The sequence below is a fragment of the Eubacterium sp. AF15-50 genome (assembly GCF_934835595.1).
GTDB classification, from domain to species: domain Bacteria; phylum Bacillota; class Clostridia; order Lachnospirales; family Lachnospiraceae; genus Eubacterium_G; species Eubacterium_G segne.
In genome coordinates, this window is record NZ_CAKVZL010000011.1 from 1 (window position 1) to 3,220 (window position 3,220).

1 protein-coding gene and 1 pseudogene are annotated in these 3,220 nt (G+C 42.0%); both read left to right on the forward strand.

Annotated features, from left to right (window positions below; genetic code table 11):
* Positions 1 to 22: 22 nt before the first annotated feature.
* A pseudogene (locus Q5O73_RS02520) lies at positions 23 to 283 on the forward strand (transposase); the annotation flags it as partial.
* 108 nt (positions 284 to 391) lie between these two features.
* A complete protein-coding gene (locus tag Q5O73_RS02525; protein ID WP_302668977.1) occupies positions 392 to 2,035 on the forward strand; it encodes a histidine kinase N-terminal 7TM domain-containing protein in 1,644 nt (547 codons plus the stop codon).
* The last annotated feature ends 1,185 nt before the right edge of the window (positions 2,036 to 3,220 follow it).

Consider the following 3,220-nt stretch of genomic DNA (forward strand, 5'->3'; position numbering starts at 1 on the left):
ATCATTAGGAGGACCTTTTATTATGGCAAGACAAAAGAAACCGGTACATCGAGTACAAATGACCGAAGGAAAACGAAACATCATCCATCAGCTCCTGGAAGAGTACGATATCCAGTCTGCAGAAGACATTCAGGATGCGCTCAAGGATCTTTTAGGCGGCACCATTAAGGAAATGATGGAAGCTGAAATGGATGACCATTTGGGGTATTCAAAATCACAACGTTCAGAATCCGATGATTATCGAAACGGTTACAAGTCGAAGCGTGTCAACAGTAGTTATGGCGATGGTATAAAATGCGTTATCATGTGGTCGAAACTGTGCAAATATAGTAAGATAGAAGTGATAGAAAATATAGAATAATACAGTAAAGGAATACATTTGAATACGCTAATGAAAAAGAAAAACGAATCCAGTGAACAGTTGAATATCCAGCTCTTTTTGCTATGTATGCTCGCGGCATTGCTCTGTCGCAGATTAGGAAAAATAAGTTCGCTCCGCATTATATGTGGTATGCTGCGGACAATGATCTACGTTGGAGTATATATCGGATGGGGCATCAGTATTTATAAAAGAGTTATTCAGAAATCGGTGCGGAATGTATTGATTTTTATAGCAGAATTGATCATATTCTGGTTTGTTGTGCGCACGACAAAATATTTTTTCACAATGGATAACCAGATCGCGCGTTACTTGTGGTACAGCTATTACATACCGATGTTGTTCATTCCTGTAGCAGTATTGCAGGCAGCATTCTTTCTCGGAAAGTCGGAAGAATATCGGTTGCCTAAATGGTTAAAAGGAGTATATATTCCAACAGCTGTCTTAGTTCTGCTTGTGCTGTCCAATGATTTGCACCAGCTTGTATTTTCTTTTCCGGTAGGGTCTGCGTGGTCAGATAGTCATTACACATACGGATGGGGCTATTATGTGGTGTTGGTTTGGGAAGTAGTCTGCGCTCTAACTGCTTTTGTTCTGATGATTTACAAGTGCAGGCATTCACAGAAAAAGAAATACCTTCCCCTTTTTGGGATCGGCGCTGCAGTTCTCTATGCAGTGCTCTTCATAAGCGGTGTGGCGTGGGTACAGGAAATTGGCGGAGACATTACCGCTGTCTTATGTCTGTTTTTCGTTGGAATACTGGAAAGCTGTGTGCGCTGCGGATTGATCCAGACAAATACTGGGTACGATCAACTGTTTGAAGTCTGTACATTGGGTGCTCAGATTACGGATCAGAATTACAACGTTTGTTATGCGTCTGCGAATGCAATGCCATTATCGAAAAAGACGATGAAGGATGCGGTGGAGAAGGATGTGGTGATCGATAAAAAGACGCGGATCCAGAATCGAACAATTCGTGGCGGTCATGTTCTCTGGCAGGAAGATATGGAAGACATTATTAAGCTTCTTGAGAGAATGGAAGAAAATAGAAAGACGATCGAAGAAAGTAACTGTATCGAGCAGGAAAATTATCAGACGAAGGCAGCCATCAATATGCTGCGTGAGAAAAACCGCTTATTCGACAAACTGCAGACACAGACTGCCAAACAGATCAATCTTTTAAATGAATTGCTCAATCGTTACGAAGAGGAAGAAGAGCTGGAGAAAAGCCGTATCCTTTTAGTGAAAATCAGCCTCATTGGAACATATATAAAAAGACGCGGAAATCTAGAGTTTATCGAAGAAAGATCAAAAGTATCAGACGTCGTCGAGCTGGAAGCCTGTATAGAGGAATCCTTTTCCAGTTTACGATTGTTAGATATTGACTGCGCATGCTCATTCCCGGAAGGGGAGAAAATCTATGTAAGAGATGCTGTTGTTATGTATCAATTTTTTGAAAATGTAGTGGAAAAATGTGTAGACAGCTGCGCTTCGGTGTGGATAAAGCTCCGCAGTCAGAGTGAAGATATTCTATTCTGTATGGAGATCGAAAGCGAGACCGATCTTGCCTGTTTTTCAGAAATGGCACAGTCCTGCACATGCGAAGATGGCATATGGCGATTTGTATTTACAGTGGAAAAGGCAGGTGAATCGTAATGCAGACATTTTTGATGCTGGCAATATTATTAAGTCTCGTGGCGAGTTTGATCTTGCTTCTTGTTTTCCACGATATGAAGATCGACAATCGAAAGTGGCATATGAATATCGCAATCTTCGTATTTTTGTTTCTTCTTGTAAATGCATTGGCCTATTCTTACGAGGCAGAGCGAGGAAAACCAGCTTATTTTCAAATGCCGGATGTCTCACTGTGGATTTGGTGGTGCATCGTCGGTGTGATCGATGGATTGCTTATCTGGGAAGGATTTTGGCTGCATCGTACAAGAAAAGAAAAAATCCGACAGAATTCTATTAAAGAGGCGATGAATGTATTGCCCATTGGAATCTGTTATTTTACAGAAGATGGATATGTGAAACTTTGCAATGAACAGATGTATCGCCTATTTCAAACAATCGCTCACAGAGATTTGCAAAAGCAAGAGGAATTAAAAGAGGCACTGTGCCTGTGTGAGCGTTATGGCGTGAGCCGGATTAACAACAAAGAAATCTACCTTTTTCCTGACGGGAAGGCATGGAGCTATCGGGAAAATGAAGTGACAGACCGGAAAGGAAAGGCTTATACAGAAGCTATTTTCCTGGATATTACAAAAAAATATGAAGAAAAAATAAATCTGACAAAGCAGACCGAACAGTTAAAAGAAATAGCAAAAGAACTCCGCTATCTGTCGGATAATGTGTTAATCTTGACACGTGAACGAGAAGTACTTGCGGCAAAGACAAAGCTTCACGATCAGATGGGAGCCGGACTGACTGCGATCCGACAGAGTCTGACACAGGAGAATGCAGATGATAAAGAGGCGGTGCGCTTATTTCGCCACGCCGTAAATGCAATCTGGAACGACAACCAATATCCGCTGGAAGAAGGCGATTTTGAAAGATTTCTGCAGGATGCAAAGACACTTGGCGTAGAAGTGGTGTGTGTGGGAGATTTGTCGGAGTCAGAGGAACTGGCTAGTATCTGCATCCTTGCAATGCGCGAGTGCCTGACAAATGGCGTCTGCCATGCCGGTGCGACAGAGCTCTCCATCAAGATGCAAAATGAAAATCATCAATACAGCATTTGCATCACAAATAATGGAGCAGCGCCGGATAAAGAGATCGTTCCAAAAGGCGGATTGTATAATATTTCCCGACATGTATTTGACTATGGTGGAGAAATGCGAA

Excerpts from the sequence above, each read along its gene's own strand:
- Q5O73_RS02525 (WP_302668977.1), top strand. The coding sequence starts at position 392 with ATGAAAAAGAAAAACGAATCCAGTGAACAGTTGAATATCCAGCTCTTT.